This is a genomic window from Bacillus sp. FSL K6-2971, assembly GCF_038006405.1.
GTDB classification, from domain to species: Bacteria; Bacillota; Bacilli; order Bacillales; family Bacillaceae; genus Bacillus; species Bacillus pumilus.
The window spans coordinates 3,237,289-3,252,568 of sequence record NZ_JBBOVD010000001.1 but is presented as its reverse complement, the minus strand read 5'-3'; the positions used below and the strand labels follow the sequence as shown (position 1 = coordinate 3,252,568).

19 protein-coding genes are annotated in these 15,280 nt (G+C 40.0%); 17 read left to right on the top strand and 2 right to left on the bottom strand.

The window, feature by feature from the left end; translation table 11 throughout:
• Window positions 1-93: 93 nt before the first annotated feature.
• Window positions 94-837 (top strand): (S)-benzoin forming benzil reductase, encoded by a 744-nt coding sequence (locus MHI33_RS17495; protein ID WP_065099077.1) that lies wholly within the window; start codon window positions 94-96, stop codon window positions 835-837.
• Between the two features lie 145 nt (window positions 838-982).
• Entirely contained in the window at window positions 983-1,516 is a 534-nt protein-coding gene (locus MHI33_RS17490; protein WP_003212819.1) for an HD domain-containing protein, read from the top strand.
• Here the strand turns inward: MHI33_RS17490 and MHI33_RS17485 are convergent.
• Window positions 1,513-2,997: an esterase/lipase family protein gene (locus MHI33_RS17485; protein ID WP_268454910.1), complete on the bottom strand. Its 1,485-nt coding sequence runs from the start codon at window positions 2,995-2,997 to the stop codon at window positions 1,513-1,515. The two genes, MHI33_RS17490 and MHI33_RS17485, sit on opposite strands and share 4 nt — an antisense overlap.
• Before the next feature lie 182 nt (window positions 2,998-3,179).
• Here MHI33_RS17485 and MHI33_RS17480 point away from each other — a divergent pair, with 182 nt between their 5' ends.
• The 9 genes from MHI33_RS17480 to MHI33_RS17440 all read left to right on the top strand — a co-directional run bounded on the left by MHI33_RS17480 (window position 3,180) and on the right by MHI33_RS17440 (window position 9,565).
• Window positions 3,180-3,416 (top strand): YuzF family protein, encoded by a 237-nt coding sequence (locus MHI33_RS17480; protein ID WP_003213721.1) that lies wholly within the window; start codon window positions 3,180-3,182, stop codon window positions 3,414-3,416.
• A 185-nt stretch (window positions 3,417-3,601) separates the two neighbouring features.
• The gene (locus tag MHI33_RS17475; protein ID WP_003213254.1) at window positions 3,602-4,705 is read left to right on the top strand and encodes an AI-2E family transporter; all 1,104 of its coding nucleotides are present in this window, start codon (window positions 3,602-3,604) and stop codon (window positions 4,703-4,705) included.
• A 71-nt stretch (window positions 4,706-4,776) separates the two neighbouring features.
• Window positions 4,777-4,998: a spore germination protein gene (locus tag MHI33_RS17470; RefSeq protein WP_065099075.1), complete on the top strand. Its 222-nt coding sequence runs from the start codon at window positions 4,777-4,779 to the stop codon at window positions 4,996-4,998.
• A 98-nt stretch (window positions 4,999-5,096) separates the two neighbouring features.
• On the top strand, window positions 5,097-5,318 hold the full coding sequence (locus MHI33_RS17465) for a spore germination protein (protein ID WP_050944046.1): 222 nt from the start codon (window positions 5,097-5,099) through the stop codon (window positions 5,316-5,318).
• A 96-nt stretch (window positions 5,319-5,414) separates the two neighbouring features.
• Window positions 5,415-5,663 (top strand): YueH family protein, encoded by a 249-nt coding sequence (locus MHI33_RS17460; protein ID WP_034660684.1) that lies wholly within the window; start codon window positions 5,415-5,417, stop codon window positions 5,661-5,663.
• Between the two features lie 27 nt (window positions 5,664-5,690).
• The gene (locus tag MHI33_RS17455) at window positions 5,691-6,098 is read left to right on the top strand and encodes a YueI family protein (protein WP_044140823.1); all 408 of its coding nucleotides are present in this window, start codon (window positions 5,691-5,693) and stop codon (window positions 6,096-6,098) included.
• Between the two features lie 60 nt (window positions 6,099-6,158).
• Window positions 6,159-6,710 carry a cysteine hydrolase family protein gene (locus tag MHI33_RS17450; protein WP_012011112.1) on the top strand — a complete coding sequence of 184 codons (552 nt, stop codon included), beginning with the start codon at window positions 6,159-6,161 and terminating at the stop codon, window positions 6,708-6,710.
• Between the two features lie 17 nt (window positions 6,711-6,727).
• Entirely contained in the window at window positions 6,728-8,197 is a 1,470-nt protein-coding gene (locus tag MHI33_RS17445) for a nicotinate phosphoribosyltransferase (protein WP_058013789.1), read from the top strand.
• Between the two features lie 141 nt (window positions 8,198-8,338).
• Window positions 8,339-9,565, top strand: coding sequence for an EAL and HDOD domain-containing protein (locus tag MHI33_RS17440; protein WP_106066310.1), 1,227 nt, complete (start codon window positions 8,339-8,341; stop codon window positions 9,563-9,565).
• A gap of 30 nt (window positions 9,566-9,595) precedes the next feature.
• On the opposite strand, the gene MHI33_RS17435 is transcribed toward MHI33_RS17440, so the two are convergent.
• Window positions 9,596-9,949 (bottom strand): inner spore coat protein, encoded by a 354-nt coding sequence (locus tag MHI33_RS17435; protein WP_113768032.1) that lies wholly within the window; start codon window positions 9,947-9,949, stop codon window positions 9,596-9,598.
• 505 nt (window positions 9,950-10,454) lie between these two features.
• On the opposite strand from MHI33_RS17435, the gene degQ reads away from it, so the two are divergent.
• The 6 genes from degQ (at window position 10,455) to MHI33_RS17405 (ending at window position 15,273) form a co-directional block, all read left to right on the top strand.
• Complete coding sequence (gene degQ / locus MHI33_RS17430; protein ID WP_003213123.1) at window positions 10,455-10,595, top strand: degradation enzyme regulation protein DegQ; 141 nt, start codon at window positions 10,455-10,457, stop codon at window positions 10,593-10,595.
• Window positions 10,596-10,746: 151 nt separating this feature from the next.
• A complete protein-coding gene (locus MHI33_RS17425; protein ID WP_106029260.1) occupies window positions 10,747-11,670 on the top strand; it encodes a polyprenyl synthetase family protein in 924 nt (307 codons plus the stop codon).
• The gene (gene comX / locus MHI33_RS17420) at window positions 11,648-11,818 is read left to right on the top strand and encodes a competence pheromone ComX (RefSeq protein WP_012011107.1); all 171 of its coding nucleotides are present in this window, start codon (window positions 11,648-11,650) and stop codon (window positions 11,816-11,818) included. The genes MHI33_RS17425 and comX overlap by 23 nt, the downstream gene beginning before the upstream one ends.
• Window positions 11,819-11,831: 13 nt before the next feature.
• Window positions 11,832-14,138 (top strand): sensor histidine kinase, encoded by a 2,307-nt coding sequence (locus MHI33_RS17415; RefSeq protein WP_340912795.1) that lies wholly within the window; start codon window positions 11,832-11,834, stop codon window positions 14,136-14,138.
• 80 nt (window positions 14,139-14,218) lie between these two features.
• Window positions 14,219-14,860, top strand: a complete 642-nt coding sequence (locus MHI33_RS17410; protein ID WP_003213500.1) for a response regulator transcription factor — start codon at window positions 14,219-14,221, stop codon at window positions 14,858-14,860.
• A gap of 23 nt (window positions 14,861-14,883) precedes the next feature.
• A complete protein-coding gene (locus MHI33_RS17405) occupies window positions 14,884-15,273 on the top strand; it encodes a hotdog fold thioesterase (protein ID WP_003213775.1) in 390 nt (129 codons plus the stop codon).
• The last annotated feature ends 7 nt before the right edge of the window (window positions 15,274-15,280 follow it).

Below are 15,280 nucleotides of genomic sequence, written 5' to 3'. Positions count from 1 at the left end.
TCTTTAAAAAGAGGCAGGTTTTTCTTTATGCAGATTGCTTGAAGTCGTACCGTTTCACTACGTAAAATAAGGTTATCAAGGGAGGAGATTGTCATTCGAATTTCAATCGTTACAGGCGGATCAAAAGGATTTGGCCTAGCACTTGTGAACCGGCTGCTCTCACGCGGAGATCATGTGTACACGGCAGCAAGAAGTGCATCACCGATTTCTCATCCGAAGCTTACACATACACAGGTCGACCTGACAGATGAGAAAGCAGCAGCCAAATGGCTTCAAGATTGTCTCACGCCGCAAACACTGGCAGCAGCTGATGACATCTTATTCGTTAATAATGCAGGCATGGTGACACCAATCAAGCGTGTGGGGCAAGGCGGACAGGATATGCTTCATCAGCATTATACGCTGAATCTTGTGATTCCTGTTTTGCTGAGCCATGTGTTTGTTAAGCAGACTCAATCATTTAATGGAAAGAAATCGATTGTTCACCTTTCTTCTGGAGCGGCGAAAAATGCTTATAAAGGCTGGAGTGCGTATTGCAGCTCAAAGGCAGGACTTGATATGTTTATGAGGACTTTGCATGAGGAACAGCAGGACGAGGCGTATCCAATCAACACGTTTTCATTTTCCCCAGGCACGATTGATACAGATATGCAGGGAGAGATTCGGAAATCATCAAAACAGGACTTCGAACAAATTGAACGTTTTCAGCAATTATATGAAACAGGTACTTTGAAGAGTCCAGATGAAGTCGCAAGTATTTTGCTCGATCTTTTAGCGGATGATCCAGCTGGCGGCTGCGTATACGATGCACGTGACTATGGAAAAAAGCAGTCATAACGACTGCTTTTTTCCGTCTTGTACAAGCAAAACCGGCTAATTTGACATAAGCTAATCTTGAGACTCATAGAAAATATAACAGAACATTTGAGTTTCTTTTCAGAATATGTTAGGATGCTAAAAATATAGATAAGGAGGGGTTTCCATGAGAAAGGTTACATTAATGGATGTTTACACCCATCCAGTTGCTCAAAAGTATTTAAATCGTTCAGGAAAAGCCCATGCGATTGCTTGTGCTTATCACGCATTCAAGCTGGCGATGAAGGCTGGGATTAACCCAGATCTGGCTGTGAAAGCAGCGCTCTTACATGACATTGGCCATTATGAATGGTATACAGCCGGCGGAGAGTGGGATTACGAGACATATAGACGAAATGATATTCATGCCATTAAAGGTGCAGAGCGGGCACATAAACTGCTCATACGGCTCGGGGAGGAACCAAAAGCAGCCAAAGATATTGCACTTGCGATTCTGCTTCATACAGATTCCTATTTGCCAGAGGGCGACCTTCATAAGGACACACTTCAACAAATTGTGAAGAAAGCAGATGAAATGGATGAAGAGCCTGGCGGACACCACCATTACAGACAAATAGACGAATCACTCGCAATGAAAAAAATTGCCGATTTGGATCAGAAAGTGCAGCAGGCACTTCAGCCCATGAAACGCTCTGTTTAATATGGAATGTCTCCATGAATCGTTCCGTGCTGATCGACATACAATGTTCGAATAACGGTACGGTTAAACGCAGATGTCCCTGACGTAGTGAGTCCAGTGTATTGCACCGTGACGGAATAAGCACCTTCTTTTTTCAATTGAATAGCTGATGAGGTACTTGTTTTCAGTGGATGATCCTTTTGTGCGTCTTTAAAGTAATTGGTTTCCACTGATTTGCTTAACCGCTTAATCAGACCGCTTGAATGGGTCGATGCGCCCCCTGATTTCGATGCAGCTTCTTTAATTTCTTCATTTAATGGTGAATCAAAGGATACAAGCAGCAGATAAGGAGCCTTTTTTCCTGAATTCGATTGAATCGTCCATTTTCCAGGAACGGGTTTATTGATTTTTACATGGTGTGAATATGCGCCTTTATAAGGGAAAGATGTTTCCGATGTCTTAAGGTTTGTTAAGACATCGCCATTTGGGGCAATGATTTCGGGCTGCGTCTCCTGCCTTTCATTTAACCACTGGATCGATAAGCCATTCGTTCCTTCCTCTACATAGAACGCTTCTGTTTTATCCTTTTCACTTTCTCCACCTTTCACATAAACATCTGTATTGAGCTCGGCAGAAACGGGCTCTTGTTCCTCTTTATGTTTATTTTCAGCGCTCGCGGCATTTGCCAGCAGCTGATGCTGGAACACAGGAAACATACTTGTGCCGTTTTTGATTGAATGGTGATCCCATTTTCCCGTTAAAATATTGTTTGCATACGATAGTCTTGTGCTGTTTACCGTGACAGCACCATCATTTGCACCAAAGCTCTTTAAATACATGCCGCCTAAATATAGCACACCGCCAAATGTTCCCCATTCCGAGCCAGAGTAGGTGACATATTTATTGGGAAACGCCTCAAGCTGGTCGGTTTCACTTCGAAAAGCCGCCATCAGACCGGTTTGCAAAGAATAAAGCGCGTCGCTTTTTTGTCCAAGAATTTCCGCAAGCCAGCTTCCGCCCTTGCTATACGCTAGATCCGCAAGCGGTGTCCCGTTATGAGGAGAGCCGAGAGTAATGACTTTTTCCACATAGGGATGGGCTTTGAAATACACCAGGGCGGACTGTGTATCGACCCCTCCTTTACTATGACCAATCACAATGAGTTTTCTACCAAACGCATCATAGATTTCTTTGAGCTTTTCTGCTAATAGTTTGCCGTTCTTTTTCATGTCCTGATCTGGATACAAATCTATGAATGCGCTTTCGTATCCGTTCAGAACAGCCTGCTTTGCCATATCGTTTCGATCGGACCAAGTGGAGGAGGAGCTGTTAATGCCATGAACAAAAACAAGTGGTGGTTTTGATCCGTCTTTTTGAACGGGCTCTTCTCCTTTAAACCACTTCCCTGGCGTCCCAGGTGGATCTCCAATTGTGCCTGCATACGCATAACTTGCAGAGGATAGAAAGAGCATGACAAAAACAATATAGATGAGTTTTTTCAAGACAATTCACCTCTTCAAATGATTTAAATGGTTGGCAGCACCAATCTATTATACTTCTAAAAAATGTAAAAACGTACCTGTTGTTAAAATATGGTATTGGTGTTGTGGGATTGCTCTGAGTGACATTCACATGGGTTCATGCATACGCTGTGGGTAAATACACAAGTAAAGGGGCGAGTAGTATGGCACAACAAGGAAGTCCACAGCTTGTTTCATTAGTTGATCCATATGTTTATCAAACATTGCAGAAAGTGGTCGGTATGAGATTAATTGTGCAAACAGTGAAAGATACGGTCCGTGGGAAATTGAAGGAAGTCATGCCGGATCATATTGTCATAGAAGCGGGGGCGAAATCAGTTTTTTATGTGCGGATCCAGCAAATCGTGTCGGTGATGCCTGATCACAGTGAAAGAGTGTAACAAGCAGACGCATAGGTGTCTGCTTTTTTTCATGCTTATAGAATGTATATCTAGAAAAAGTGCATGATATACCAATTGTTCTTTTTTTTTCAAAAAATGAGGTTCTAAAAACAAGAAGCAGTTGACAGAAGGTGGGTTGAATAGTAGTTTTTTAATAAGATCAATATGTAACAGGAGGAGCATCTTTGTTAAAATCTAAAGTTCATTTTTGGACATTCCAAATATTACTTGTTTTACTCATTGTGTATGTATCAACAAAGGTTTCGTTTTTATTTCAGCCGATTATTTTATTTGCGTCAACACTGTTTGTCCCTATCTTGCTGGCAGGTATTCTCTTTTTCATTTTTAATCCAATTGTGCGATTCTTGTCCAAGAAGATTCCTAGGTCACTCGCCATCCTGATTATTTATCTCCTGTTCATCGGACTCATCACATTCATCGTCAATGCTGCCGGACCTGTCATTGTCACGCAGTTAGGCGGACTTGTCAAAAGCTTCCCTGGATATGTGACGGACATGCAGAAATTTATCAATGACTTTTCGCATTCTAAAACATTTACTTGGATGATGAGCCAAGATTATGTGTCTGTCTCAAAGTTTGAACAGACGGTCGTTTCGACATTAAAGGCATTACCGGAAAACATTGCTTCAAGCATGTCTGCAGTGTTTGGCGTGATTGCGAATATTGCCTTAGCCGTCATCACAGTTCCATTTATTTTATTTTATATGCTGAAAGACGGGCATAAGTTTCCGGACAAGCTCGTTCAGTTCTTACCAATGCCTTACCGCAAGGAAGGGCTCAAGATCTTCAAAGAATTAAACGACACGCTCGCAGCCTACATACAGGGGCAGATTATTGTCTGTTTGTTTGTCGGAGTCGCTTGTTTTATTGGATATTTATTAATTGGTGTGAAATATGCGCTTATTCTCGGTATTATCATTGCGGTCACAAATGTGATTCCATACCTTGGACCATATCTTGGAGCGGCACCAGCTGTGCTGATTGCCTTTCTTGATTCGCCTGGAAAAGCAGTGGTGACAGTGATTGTGATTCTTGTCGTGCAGCAAATTGACGGAAATGTCATTTCTCCATTGATCATTGGGAAACGCCTGAACACACATCCTTTGACCATTATCTTGTTATTAATTGGGGCAGGAAGCTTTGGTGGCATACTTGGCATGATCTTTGCGGTTCCTGTCTATGCACTGCTCAAAGCCATCACCCTGAATATTGTCAGATTGGTTCAGCTGCGTCAGCGGTCTCGTAAAGAACAGCATTTAAACGTCTAAGTCAGGGCAAATGCACAACTTTTCCCTTTCTGCATAAGATGATTGACATAAGCAGATAGGGGGAGATTCTGATGCCTGCCATCGTTGGACCTATTCATATCGAGTCATTAGGAGGAAATGGTGCAGCTACTTTCGGTGATGTACTGGCCATTGCTCCTTTAGCTGTAGACCACTCGACTGGCGGGGCTGGAGCCTTTAATTCAGGTGATTATATGTCTCTTACAAGTGATCCAAATGCGACGATGCTTTGGGACTTCACATTGTTTGACCAGCCTCAATCATTTAATGCATAGAAAGACAGCTGGTGATGACGTATCAGCTGTCTTTTTTATTTGTGATACACGTATTGTTGAGCTGGGCATATGATGTAGATAGAAAAGGTGGTGGAGCAATGCCAGCGATTGTTGGACCTATTCATATAGATCGTGTGTACGGAAATGGGGCGGCACATTTCGGTGATGTTTTTGCCATTTCACCAAAAAGTGTTGATCACTCCGCCGGTGGTTCAGGTACCTATAATGCAGGGGACCTCGTCCAATTTTTTAACAGTCCAAACGTCACATTTGTTTGGGATTCAAATCTTATTAGTCAGCAAAAAAGCTTCAATGCGTAGCCAGCTTTGAAAGGGAATTCCTTTTCAGAAGCTGTCTTTTTTTATGGTACAATGGATATGGATGTAAGAAGAAAAAAGAGGTGTGAACAGAGTCAAATGAAAATTAGAAAAGCACACATCACAAGCCGACAACCAAAGACCTACAATGTATATTTACATGAAAATAAAAAAGAATATAAAACGCTTGTTGCCGTACCTGATATTGAATGGAGTATCTCCATTGCGTACGAGGACGAAAAAGAGCAGCTGATCCATACGCTCGAGCAATCCTTAATGGAAAGAGCAGAAACAGACGAAGCCCGTGAACTTGCACTAAAGATTGTGCACTGGGTCACAGAAATGTAAATTTTAAAACCAGGAGTGAAAACAGCGATGAAAGAAGAATCCGTAGACTTTTATTTGCAGCAAGGGATATTTGGACATGCTGAAACAAAACCCGATGAACGAAGAATGTTTCTCGGTTCATTAAGAGAACGAGCGCTTCTTGCCCTGACAAAGGGACAGGTATCACGAAATAAACCGTATCAAGAGGTCGAACAAATATTAAAGGTCAACCGTCAGGCCACTGTTCTTTTAAATGGTGAGTTGTCCTATGCTTCTTATTCTCAATATGTGAAAATGGCTAATGCCGCTGGATGTTCCTTTAAAGTGGTGAATCATCATGAGGCACATTCACCTTTTGGTCTTGTGATAGAGCTGCCGAATGCGGTCAATCAAGAACACATCTATATAGAAGATGAGCTGTTTCAAAAGGCTTTTGCTCACGAATCTGTTGAATAGGTTTCCCTAGTGAAATGAATAAGCTATAATGAGTCAAAAGAGCATATGGGAGAGATGCGGATGGGCAAAGCATTGATTTGTATTGATTATACCGTTGATTTTGTTGCAGACGATGGAAAATTGACATGCGGAAAGCCTGGACAGGCGATTGAGCCTAAGATCACAGAGATCACTTCTTCTTTTATTGATGAAGGGCACTTTGTCGTCTTTGCAGTCGATCATCATGAGGAGCAAGACCCTTATCATCCAGAGACAAAGTTATTTCCGCCCCATAATATTCGCGGGACAAAGGGAATTGAACTTTATGGCAAACTAAGTTCACTATTTCACACGTCAAAGCATTTAAAACATGTCTACTATATGGAAAAAACAAGATACTCTGCTTTTGCAGGCACTCAATTAGAAATGAAACTGCGCGAGCGTGGCATCACTGAACTTCATTTAGCCGGCGTATGTACCGATATTTGTGTACTTCATACAGCTGTTGATGCGTACAATAAAGGCTTTGAACTTGTGATTCACGAGAATGCTGTAGCGAGTTTTAATGAAGCGGGGCACGAGTGGGCACTTTCTCACTTTGAGCAGTCGCTTGGTGCGAAAGTGGTTAAGTAAGGGAAGGAGAATGGAAGTTGGAGCATCGGTTTATTGACGACAGTTTATCACTACATACAGACCTTTATCAAATTAACATGGCAGAAACGTATTGGAGAGACGGCATTCATGAGAAGAAGGCAGTGTTTGAACTCTTCTTCAGAAAGCTTCCATTTGACAATGGCTTCGCTGTATTTGCTGGTTTAGAGAAAGCGATTGAATATTTATCGGACTTCTCCTTCACCGAAAGTGATCTAGCGTATTTAAAAGACGAACTCGGTTATAAAAGCGATTTCATTGATTATTTAAGCGGGTTGTCCTTTACAGGCTCCCTTCATTCAATGCGGGAAGGCGAAATTGTCTTTGCAAATGAACCGATTATGCGCATCGAGGCAACGCTAGTAGAAGCGCAGCTAATCGAAACCGCCTTGCTGAATATTGTGAACTTCCAGACGCTGATTGCAACAAAGGCAGCTCGGATTAAAGGAATCATTGAAGACGAGACAGCACTAGAATTTGGAACAAGACGTGCACATGAAATGGATGCAGCAATGTGGGGAGCAAGAGCGGCACTCATCGGCGGCTTTCAGGCGACAAGTAATGTTCGTGCTGGGAAACGCTTCAACATCCCAGTGTCAGGAACACATGCTCACGCACTTGTACAAGCATACCGTGATGAATATACGGCATTTAAAAAATACGCTGAAACCCATACAGACTGTGTCTTTTTAGTCGATACGTATGATACCGTGAGATCCGGTATTCCAAATGCCATTAAGGTAGCGAAAGAATTCGGAGACAAGATCAACTTTATTGGTGTCAGACTTGATAGTGGTGATCTTGCCTACTTGTCTAAAAAAGCTAGAACGATGCTGGATGAAGCTGGATTTCATGACGCAAAAATCATTGCATCAAGTGATCTCGATGAACATACCATCATGAATTTAAAAGCACAGGGTGCCAAAATTGATGTGTGGGGTGTTGGAACAAAACTGATCACAGCATTTGATCAGCCAGCTCTCGGTGCAGTGTATAAGCTTGTGTCCATTGAAGAGAATGGTAAGATGAATGACACCATCAAAATTTCATCCAACCCAGAGAAAGTGACAACACCAGGACGTAAACGTGTGTACCGCATTATCAACCAATTGAATCATCACTCAGAGGGTGACTACATTGCGCTCGAAGAGGAAGATGTTCATAGTGAGGATAAGCTGAAAATGTTCCACCCTGTGCATACATTTATCAGCAAATTTGTCACAAACTTTGTGGCGAAGGATCTACATGTCCCGATTTTTGAACAAGGAAAACTTGTATATGACAATCCGGATATTCAAACAATTCAAGCCTATGTGCAGGAGAGCCTCGGACTTTTCTGGGAGGAATATAAACGAATCAGCAAACCAGAAGAATATCCAGTCGATTTGAGTCAAAAATGCTGGGATAACAAGATGCAGTTTATCCATGACGTGAAAAATAAAATTAAACTAGAGCTTTATGAAAGCTAATGTTGGAAGAAAAGGAGATCATCAAGCCGGGTGATCTCTTTTTTTTATTTTTTGACCGATTCAAATTGAACCATAAGCGCAATCATTTGGTATACTGAAAGCACATCTTGTTTGTCATTGCATAAAGGAGGATTGGAGCAGTTGAGGGTGTTTGTTGCGAGACAGCCTATTTTTAACAGAAAAGAACAAGTCGTATCATATGAGCTACTTTATAGAGATAGTGAAACCAATACATATAGCGCTGAAGATGGTGACCAAGCGACAACGGACCTCATTATTAACAGTTTTTTAAATATCGGCATCGAAACATTGACAGAAGGCAAAAGATGCTACATTAATTTCACCGAAAGCTTACTTTCGTCTGATCTGCTCACCTATTTTGATCCGCATCAGCTTGTGATCGAGATATTAGAAAATGTCCCGATTACCCCGGCACTTATTATGAGATGTAAGGAATTAAAAAAATGGGGATATACGATTGCACTTGATGATTTTTTTCTAAGCGGATCACATTTCAGTGACAAGTTGCTTGACGAACTCCTCTATTGCATTGATATTTTAAAAATTGACTTTCTAAAGACCACATCGGAAGAACGTAGAAAAATTCTACATACCTATAAAAAATATCGACTTCGTTTCCTTGCAGAAAAGGTGGAAACGCGAAGAGAATATGAAGAAGCGCTAGAAGCCGGCTTCCATTTGTTTCAAGGGTATTTCTTTAGTGAGCCGCATGTTATATCAGGACGAGCATTATCGACCAGCTTCCATGCGTACCACCAGCTTTTAAATGAGCTGAGCAAGGAACAGCCGAATATCCAGGTCGTGACACATTTTATTGAAAGTGACCTTTCGCTATCATACCAATTATTAAAAATGCTCAATTCAGGCGGCATGAGACGTCTTTATCAAATCAAAAGTATCCGGCAGGCGATTATTCTGCTCGGGTTTAATGAAATTAGGCGCTGGATCTTTATTCTTTCATTTAAAGAATTGAATGTTCAAGCCAATTCAAGCCAAAAAGAAATTATTAAAATGTCCTTCATTCGGGCGAAAACGTGTGAACTGATTGCGAGTCGTACCGAACGAGAGCACCCAGCCTCTTATATGCTGACAGGCATGTTTTCTCTCATTGATACACTTGTCAGGGCAGATATCACAGAACTTGTAAAAGAGCTGCCACTTTCTGATGAAGTGGGCGAGGCACTGCTTGGCTATGAAAATGATTATTCATTTGTACTCGGTGTAGCCAAACGGATTGAACGAAATGAATGGGATGATGAGATGTTAGATGGGAATCTCCCGAAGCAAGAAGCCTACGGATGTTATATAGAAGCCATTGAATGGTGTCATAAAATGTTTGAATCTTAAAAGCCGCTCACGTCAGAGCGGCTTTTTTTGTTATGCCCACTGTAAAAGAAGAAACAGTCTGCTAGAGGCGAGAGACAAGTAGATACGAATGCCTTCTGGACTAAAGCGGATGTCAATACCACTTTTCACACCGATTTGTTTCAGCATTCTGATGACACTTGTCGAATCAGAGCGCTCAGCAGCCTCCATGATCCGCTGTGCAAACGAAAGTGAGCTGGAAATCTGCTGTGTAATAAGTGAAGCATCAGCAACAAGTCGGGCTGATTCCTTTGCGGCTCGTTGAAACGAGTGGGCATCTACTGGAGGAAAAGTCATAGGCGTGCGCGAATATGCACGGCTCATTGCGGGACCTTGCAAAGCAGGATAAGGAACATAGTAAAACACGTGGTCACCTCTTCTCTCATTGACGTGAAATTGGACGGATATCTGTTCTAAATGTATGTAGAAAATCAGAATAAAGAATCAAAATGATCTTTCTATCTTTATAAATCCAACATAAAAATAGGTACTTTTGCGGTCAATTTCGGTGAATGTCGCCAAAAAATTGCGGTGTCCACAATGGGGTCTGTCGTCTGACCTATAACACGCAAAACCGAGGTTATAGAAGGGATCGTATGTTCTGTTGTGAGAGAAGTGTGACGAATGATGCCTATTCTTGTCGCAAAAATGACGAAGTTCCTTTGAAATTAAGATAAAAGTATGATTTGAAAAGTCAGAAAATGATGAAAAAAGACCTATTGAATTTTGCGGTATCACGCACACATTTTGTGCATACTTTTCGGTGAAAAAATACTCAATTACATTTACACTGTTAGTAACAGATCAAATACTTATGACCCAATCACCATACACAAATACATTGATCTTCCAAAAAAGGAGAGTGGAATCGATGGAAAAGTATGAAATCGAAGAACTTAAACAATTATTATGGAAACTTGAAAACGAAATTAGAGAAACAACGGCTTCTCTTCATAACATTAACAAAAGCATTGATCAATACGACAAATATGAATATGTGAAAATTTCTTAAAGACTTGATAATCATCAAGTCTTTTTTTTATCCAAATACATACAAAAAAAGGATATATTATTATATAATTGTTAAGTAGTGATGTCAGTGGACATTTGCTCATGTCTTTTTAGTAAAATAAAAGGCGGAAGGGTGAGGGACAAGACCGAGTATGCTAAACTATCTAGAGAATACAAAAATCAAGCAGAATATGTCTGATTTTATTCAACATGCAGTCAGGCAGAAAGATTTACAGCAACTGCTTTTAGAATTTACAGATATAAAGAATGAATTTCCCTTTGGGCAATTGGCTTACAAGCATTATGAGGCATTTGGCGGACAAGACAAGCAAGCGATTACACAATTGGCAGCAGGGATTGAACTTCTCATCTTATCAGCCGATATATTAGATGATATCGAAGATCAGGATAAAGATTCGTATCCTTGGATGAAATGTCAGAGCGGAATTGCGATTAATGCGGCGAATGTTCTTTTTACATTGAGTTTTGAAGTCTTTTCAAAGCTTGAGCATGCAACGGAAATTTTACACAGTGTATATACTTATTCTATTCAATCAATGCAAGGACAGCATATGGATATGACACTGGAGCCAGAGAATGAGCAGGATTGTTTAAATATCATGAAGTCAAAAGCAGGATCACTGTTTGTGTTACCCTGTGTGTTAGGGGTTATCTTGGCAACAGGTTCTTTTGAAAAGAATGTAGAAGAATATGCGTATTATCTTGGAATGGCGGAGCAGCTTGAAAATGACTATTTAGGTCTTTTTAATAAAGAGAATATTGATTTTAAAAGAATGCAAACATTACCGCTAGTTTACTTGAAAAATGAGTTTAATCCATCTAGTTCAGACTTGCTAAGGTATTTTCAATCAAAGGATAAGAGTGCCGGCTCTGAAGAATTAAAGGATAAATTAAAAAAATCTGGTGCTCAACAATATGTATTTATTATGAGAAACCTTCTCAGAAATAAGTTTAAAGAAACATTCAAGAAACTACATTTAGAGGCTTCAAAAAAGAAAAAACTGATACTTTTTTTAATTGGAGATGGAGAAGATGAAAATTCAGGAATTGGTTAGTTATTTAGTGGAGAATCCTTCAACATTAAATCAAATCGTTAATGGGAACGCATCACTGCTTCACGTTGATCAAGAAACTGCAAGTATTATTGTTGACGGATTCCAGAAAGAAGACGTTATTAAAGCAATCATATGGTCAACTGCTTGAGTAGATAAATATTATGAGAAAGTTTTACTCTAAGTTAACAGTTATATTAGTTATCCTTAGCTTCATCTATGTGATTTATATCTCTTATATCAACGTATTTAATATTTTTGTTGGAGCAGCTGTTAAGGAAAATAGTCACGGTCAACTTGAGGTAGTGGATGTCGATAATTTTACAGATAGCTATCTAGCTGGAGTTAGAAAAGGCGATATCATACTTGAAGTGAATGGGAATAAAAAACCAGTTGAAGAAGTTAAAAGAGGTTTTTTAGCTAATGTTAAAAGTTTAGTCGTTGATAGACATGGTGATAAAATTGATTTAGAGAATGTAAGGTTATTGAGTCAAGCGAATCTGTTTATTTATCTAATACCAGTCATTCTTTATTCCATCTGTCTATTTTGTATATTTATGATTTTAAAAATGAATAAAGCAAACCAAAAAGAGTCAGCTTATATTTTAGCTTTATTTCTTTTGGCGGTGTCTATAGGTTATGTAAGTTCTGGTGGTTCTGGAAAAGGAGAGGCTATCAGTCGTATTCTTGTAATCGTTACAATGAATATTGTACCTCCACTATATATGCACTTTATGTATCAATATTTAAAAGAATTAGGAACAGAAATTATTCGTCGTCGAGTTCTTTTTTATTTGTATCTAGTTCCAGTTACTAACGTTTTATTAGTTTTATTCTATAAAAATAAAGCTGGACCAGTAGATCTATTAGCATATGTCAATTTACTTTCATTTTTTGTTCTGGCTTTCCTTTCGATTATTATCACTATAAGGGCTGCTAAAAAATTGAAAGACAATGAAGTCAGCAATGTACTTCGAGCATTTGCACTCATTTTAATCTCAGCATTCAGTCCATTCATGCTATTTTTTATCATTCCTTATTTTTTTGGTATATATTTTATTTCACCATATGTTGTAGCATCGTTTGTTCTTTTAATTCCTTTTTTCTTAGTCTATCAATTTATGTCAAATAAGCTGTATAATGTTGATTTCTTTATGGGGAGGATTAAATACTACGGTTTTTTAGCGATTACACCAACAATACTAGTGGTTGTTCTTTTTGATTTTATTCAAAAGCCGAATGCAAATTTCTATACAGTGAAATTTACGATCATCACGTACATTCTTATGCTCACCGTTTTCTACTTTAAAGAAATCATCGATTTCCGCTTTCGTCTGAAGCGTTTTTCAGAGAAGCATAATTATCAGGACAGCATATTTAAATTCACGCAGCTCATTCGTGAGGCGTCATCACTTCATCAAGTATTGTATCATTTAAAATACACCATCTTAGAAGTACTTGTTGTGAACAAAGCCTTTGTGCTTGAAGTGAAGGCAGATGGACAAATTGTTGAAATTGATGAATCAATAGAAGAAAGCCAGCTATGGAAAGATTATGTGGATCAATTTCAAGATATTTTAGGTGAAGTCGGAAAAATCATTGCGCTTGATAAAGGGTTCATGATGAAAATTGGTGAGCGGGGCGGTCACTCTTTTGTGATTTGCTGTTTATCTAATTTACGTACACCTAAATTGACGCGGGATGAGATTTCTTGGTTGAAAACATTGGCATTTTACACAAGTGTCAGTTTAGAAAATGTCGTCAAGATTGAAGAATTGATGGAGCATCTTGAAGATTTGAAGCAGCGTGAAGCGAACCCCGCTTGGCTGAAAAAAGTCATGTTTGCGATGGAGGAAAAACAGCGCTCCGATTTAGCGAGGGATCTTCATGATTCCGTGCTGCAGGATTTGATATCGCTGAAAAGACAGTCAGAGATGTTTTTAACGAATTTCCAAAACGATCAATGCCCAACGTCTATTGAACAATCGCTTATCTCATGGAATGAACAAATGTCTAAGGTGATTCAAACGACGAGAGAAACGTGTCATGAACTTCGGCCGCAGCTGCTGTACGATTTAGGTTTAGTGAAGGCGATATCGAAGCTGACTTCTCAAATTCAGGAGGAAGCACCATTTCATATTCGGCTGAATACGACACGCTTTGATAAGGAGCTGGACATTGATATTGACTCCCAGCTCAATATTTACCGAATTGTTCAGGAGCTGTTATCCAATGCCTTGAAACATTCTCAAGCCAGCCAAGTGCTCGTAATGCTGATTTGTATTAAAGATCAGGTTGTTCTTCACTACGAGGATGATGGAGTTGGGTTTGACGCAAGACATCTTGATCAGCACACCATGAGCATGGGCCTTTCTGGCATCAGAGAACGAGTCAAGGCGTTAAATGGGAAGCTTCACATTCACACAGCACCTGAAAAAGGGCTGAAGGTGAAAATTGAAATGGAATTGTAACGATTTATTAAGGAATAAGACTTGGCATCTGCCAAGTCTTTTATATAAAATGGAAGTGAGTGATTTAAAGGGAGGAAGACATGAAGAAGATATTGGTCATTGATGATCATCCGGCTGTCATGGAAGGGACAAAAAGCATATTAGAATCAGATCAGCAGCTATCAGTCGATTGTTTAAGTCCTGATGCAGAAGCCGCCTTTTTAAAGACGCATGACTTTTCCATCTATGATGTGATTTTGATGGATTTAAATCTCGGGGATATCAATGGAATGGACATTGCGAAACAAATTCTAGAAACCAACCAACAAGTGAAAATCATCATTTATACAGGGTATGAAGTAGATGATTATTTTGAAGAGGCCATTCGGGCTGGATTGCACGGTGCAATTAGTAAAACAGAGACAAAAGACAAAATTATTGAATACATACACCGCACATTGCAAGGAGAAGTTGTCATTCAGCTATCCTATTTAAAGAAATTAATTTCACAGCAGCAAGAAAAGCCAGAACAGGCGCAGGAGACCGATCACGAGCTGTTAACAGAGCGAGAGTGTTTGATCCTCAGAGAAGTGGAAAAAGGATACACGAACCAAGAGATTGCCGATGTGCTGCATTTGAGCAAACGCTCGATTGAATACAGCTTGACGTCCATCTTTAATAAGCTGAATGTTGGCTCTCGAACCGAAGCGGTGTTAATTGCAAAATCTGAAAGTGTGCTGTAAACGTGTGAAGGGAGAGAACCCTGATGGAAGTGAGTGGATCAAATACACTGCTTGAGGCACTGGGGATTGAGATTGTAGAGTGTAATGAGTCTCGATGCGTAGCGACAATGCCAGTTGATCACAGAACAAAACAGCCATTTGGACTGCTGCACGGAGGAGCTTCTGCTGCTCTAGCAGAAACAGTGGCAAGCATGGGAGCTGCGGCTCATTTAGACTTAACTCAGCAAGTTTGCTCAGGGATTGAAATCAATGCCAATCACTTAAAATCTGTACGTGATGGAGTAGTGACAGCGACGGCTGTTCCTGTACATGTCGGGCGCCGTACAATGGTATTTCAAATTGATATTAAAGATGATCGAGACCGGCACATCTGTACGTCAAGATGCACACTTGCTGTCATTGATCGCATATAAAAAAGCT

Coding starts and splice junctions, on each gene's coding strand:
- MHI33_RS17490 (WP_003212819.1), top strand. CDS start 983: ATGAGAAAGGTTACATTAATGGATGTTTACACCCATCCAGTTGCTCAA.
- MHI33_RS17480 (WP_003213721.1), top strand. CDS start 3,180: ATGGCACAACAAGGAAGTCCACAGCTTGTTTCATTAGTTGATCCATAT.
- MHI33_RS17470 (WP_065099075.1), top strand. CDS start 4,777: ATGCCTGCCATCGTTGGACCTATTCATATCGAGTCATTAGGAGGAAAT.
- MHI33_RS17465 (WP_050944046.1), top strand. CDS start 5,097: ATGCCAGCGATTGTTGGACCTATTCATATAGATCGTGTGTACGGAAAT.
- MHI33_RS17460 (WP_034660684.1), top strand. CDS start 5,415: ATGAAAATTAGAAAAGCACACATCACAAGCCGACAACCAAAGACCTAC.
- MHI33_RS17455 (WP_044140823.1), top strand. CDS start 5,691: ATGAAAGAAGAATCCGTAGACTTTTATTTGCAGCAAGGGATATTTGGA.
- MHI33_RS17450 (WP_012011112.1), top strand. CDS start 6,159: ATGGGCAAAGCATTGATTTGTATTGATTATACCGTTGATTTTGTTGCA.
- degQ (WP_003213123.1), top strand. CDS start 10,455: ATGGAAAAGTATGAAATCGAAGAACTTAAACAATTATTATGGAAACTT.
- MHI33_RS17425 (WP_106029260.1), top strand. CDS start 10,747: ATGCTAAACTATCTAGAGAATACAAAAATCAAGCAGAATATGTCTGAT.
- comX (WP_012011107.1), top strand. CDS start 11,648: ATGAAAATTCAGGAATTGGTTAGTTATTTAGTGGAGAATCCTTCAACA.
- MHI33_RS17415 (WP_340912795.1), top strand. CDS start 11,832: ATGAGAAAGTTTTACTCTAAGTTAACAGTTATATTAGTTATCCTTAGC.
- MHI33_RS17410 (WP_003213500.1), top strand. CDS start 14,219: ATGAAGAAGATATTGGTCATTGATGATCATCCGGCTGTCATGGAAGGG.
- MHI33_RS17405 (WP_003213775.1), top strand. CDS start 14,884: ATGGAAGTGAGTGGATCAAATACACTGCTTGAGGCACTGGGGATTGAG.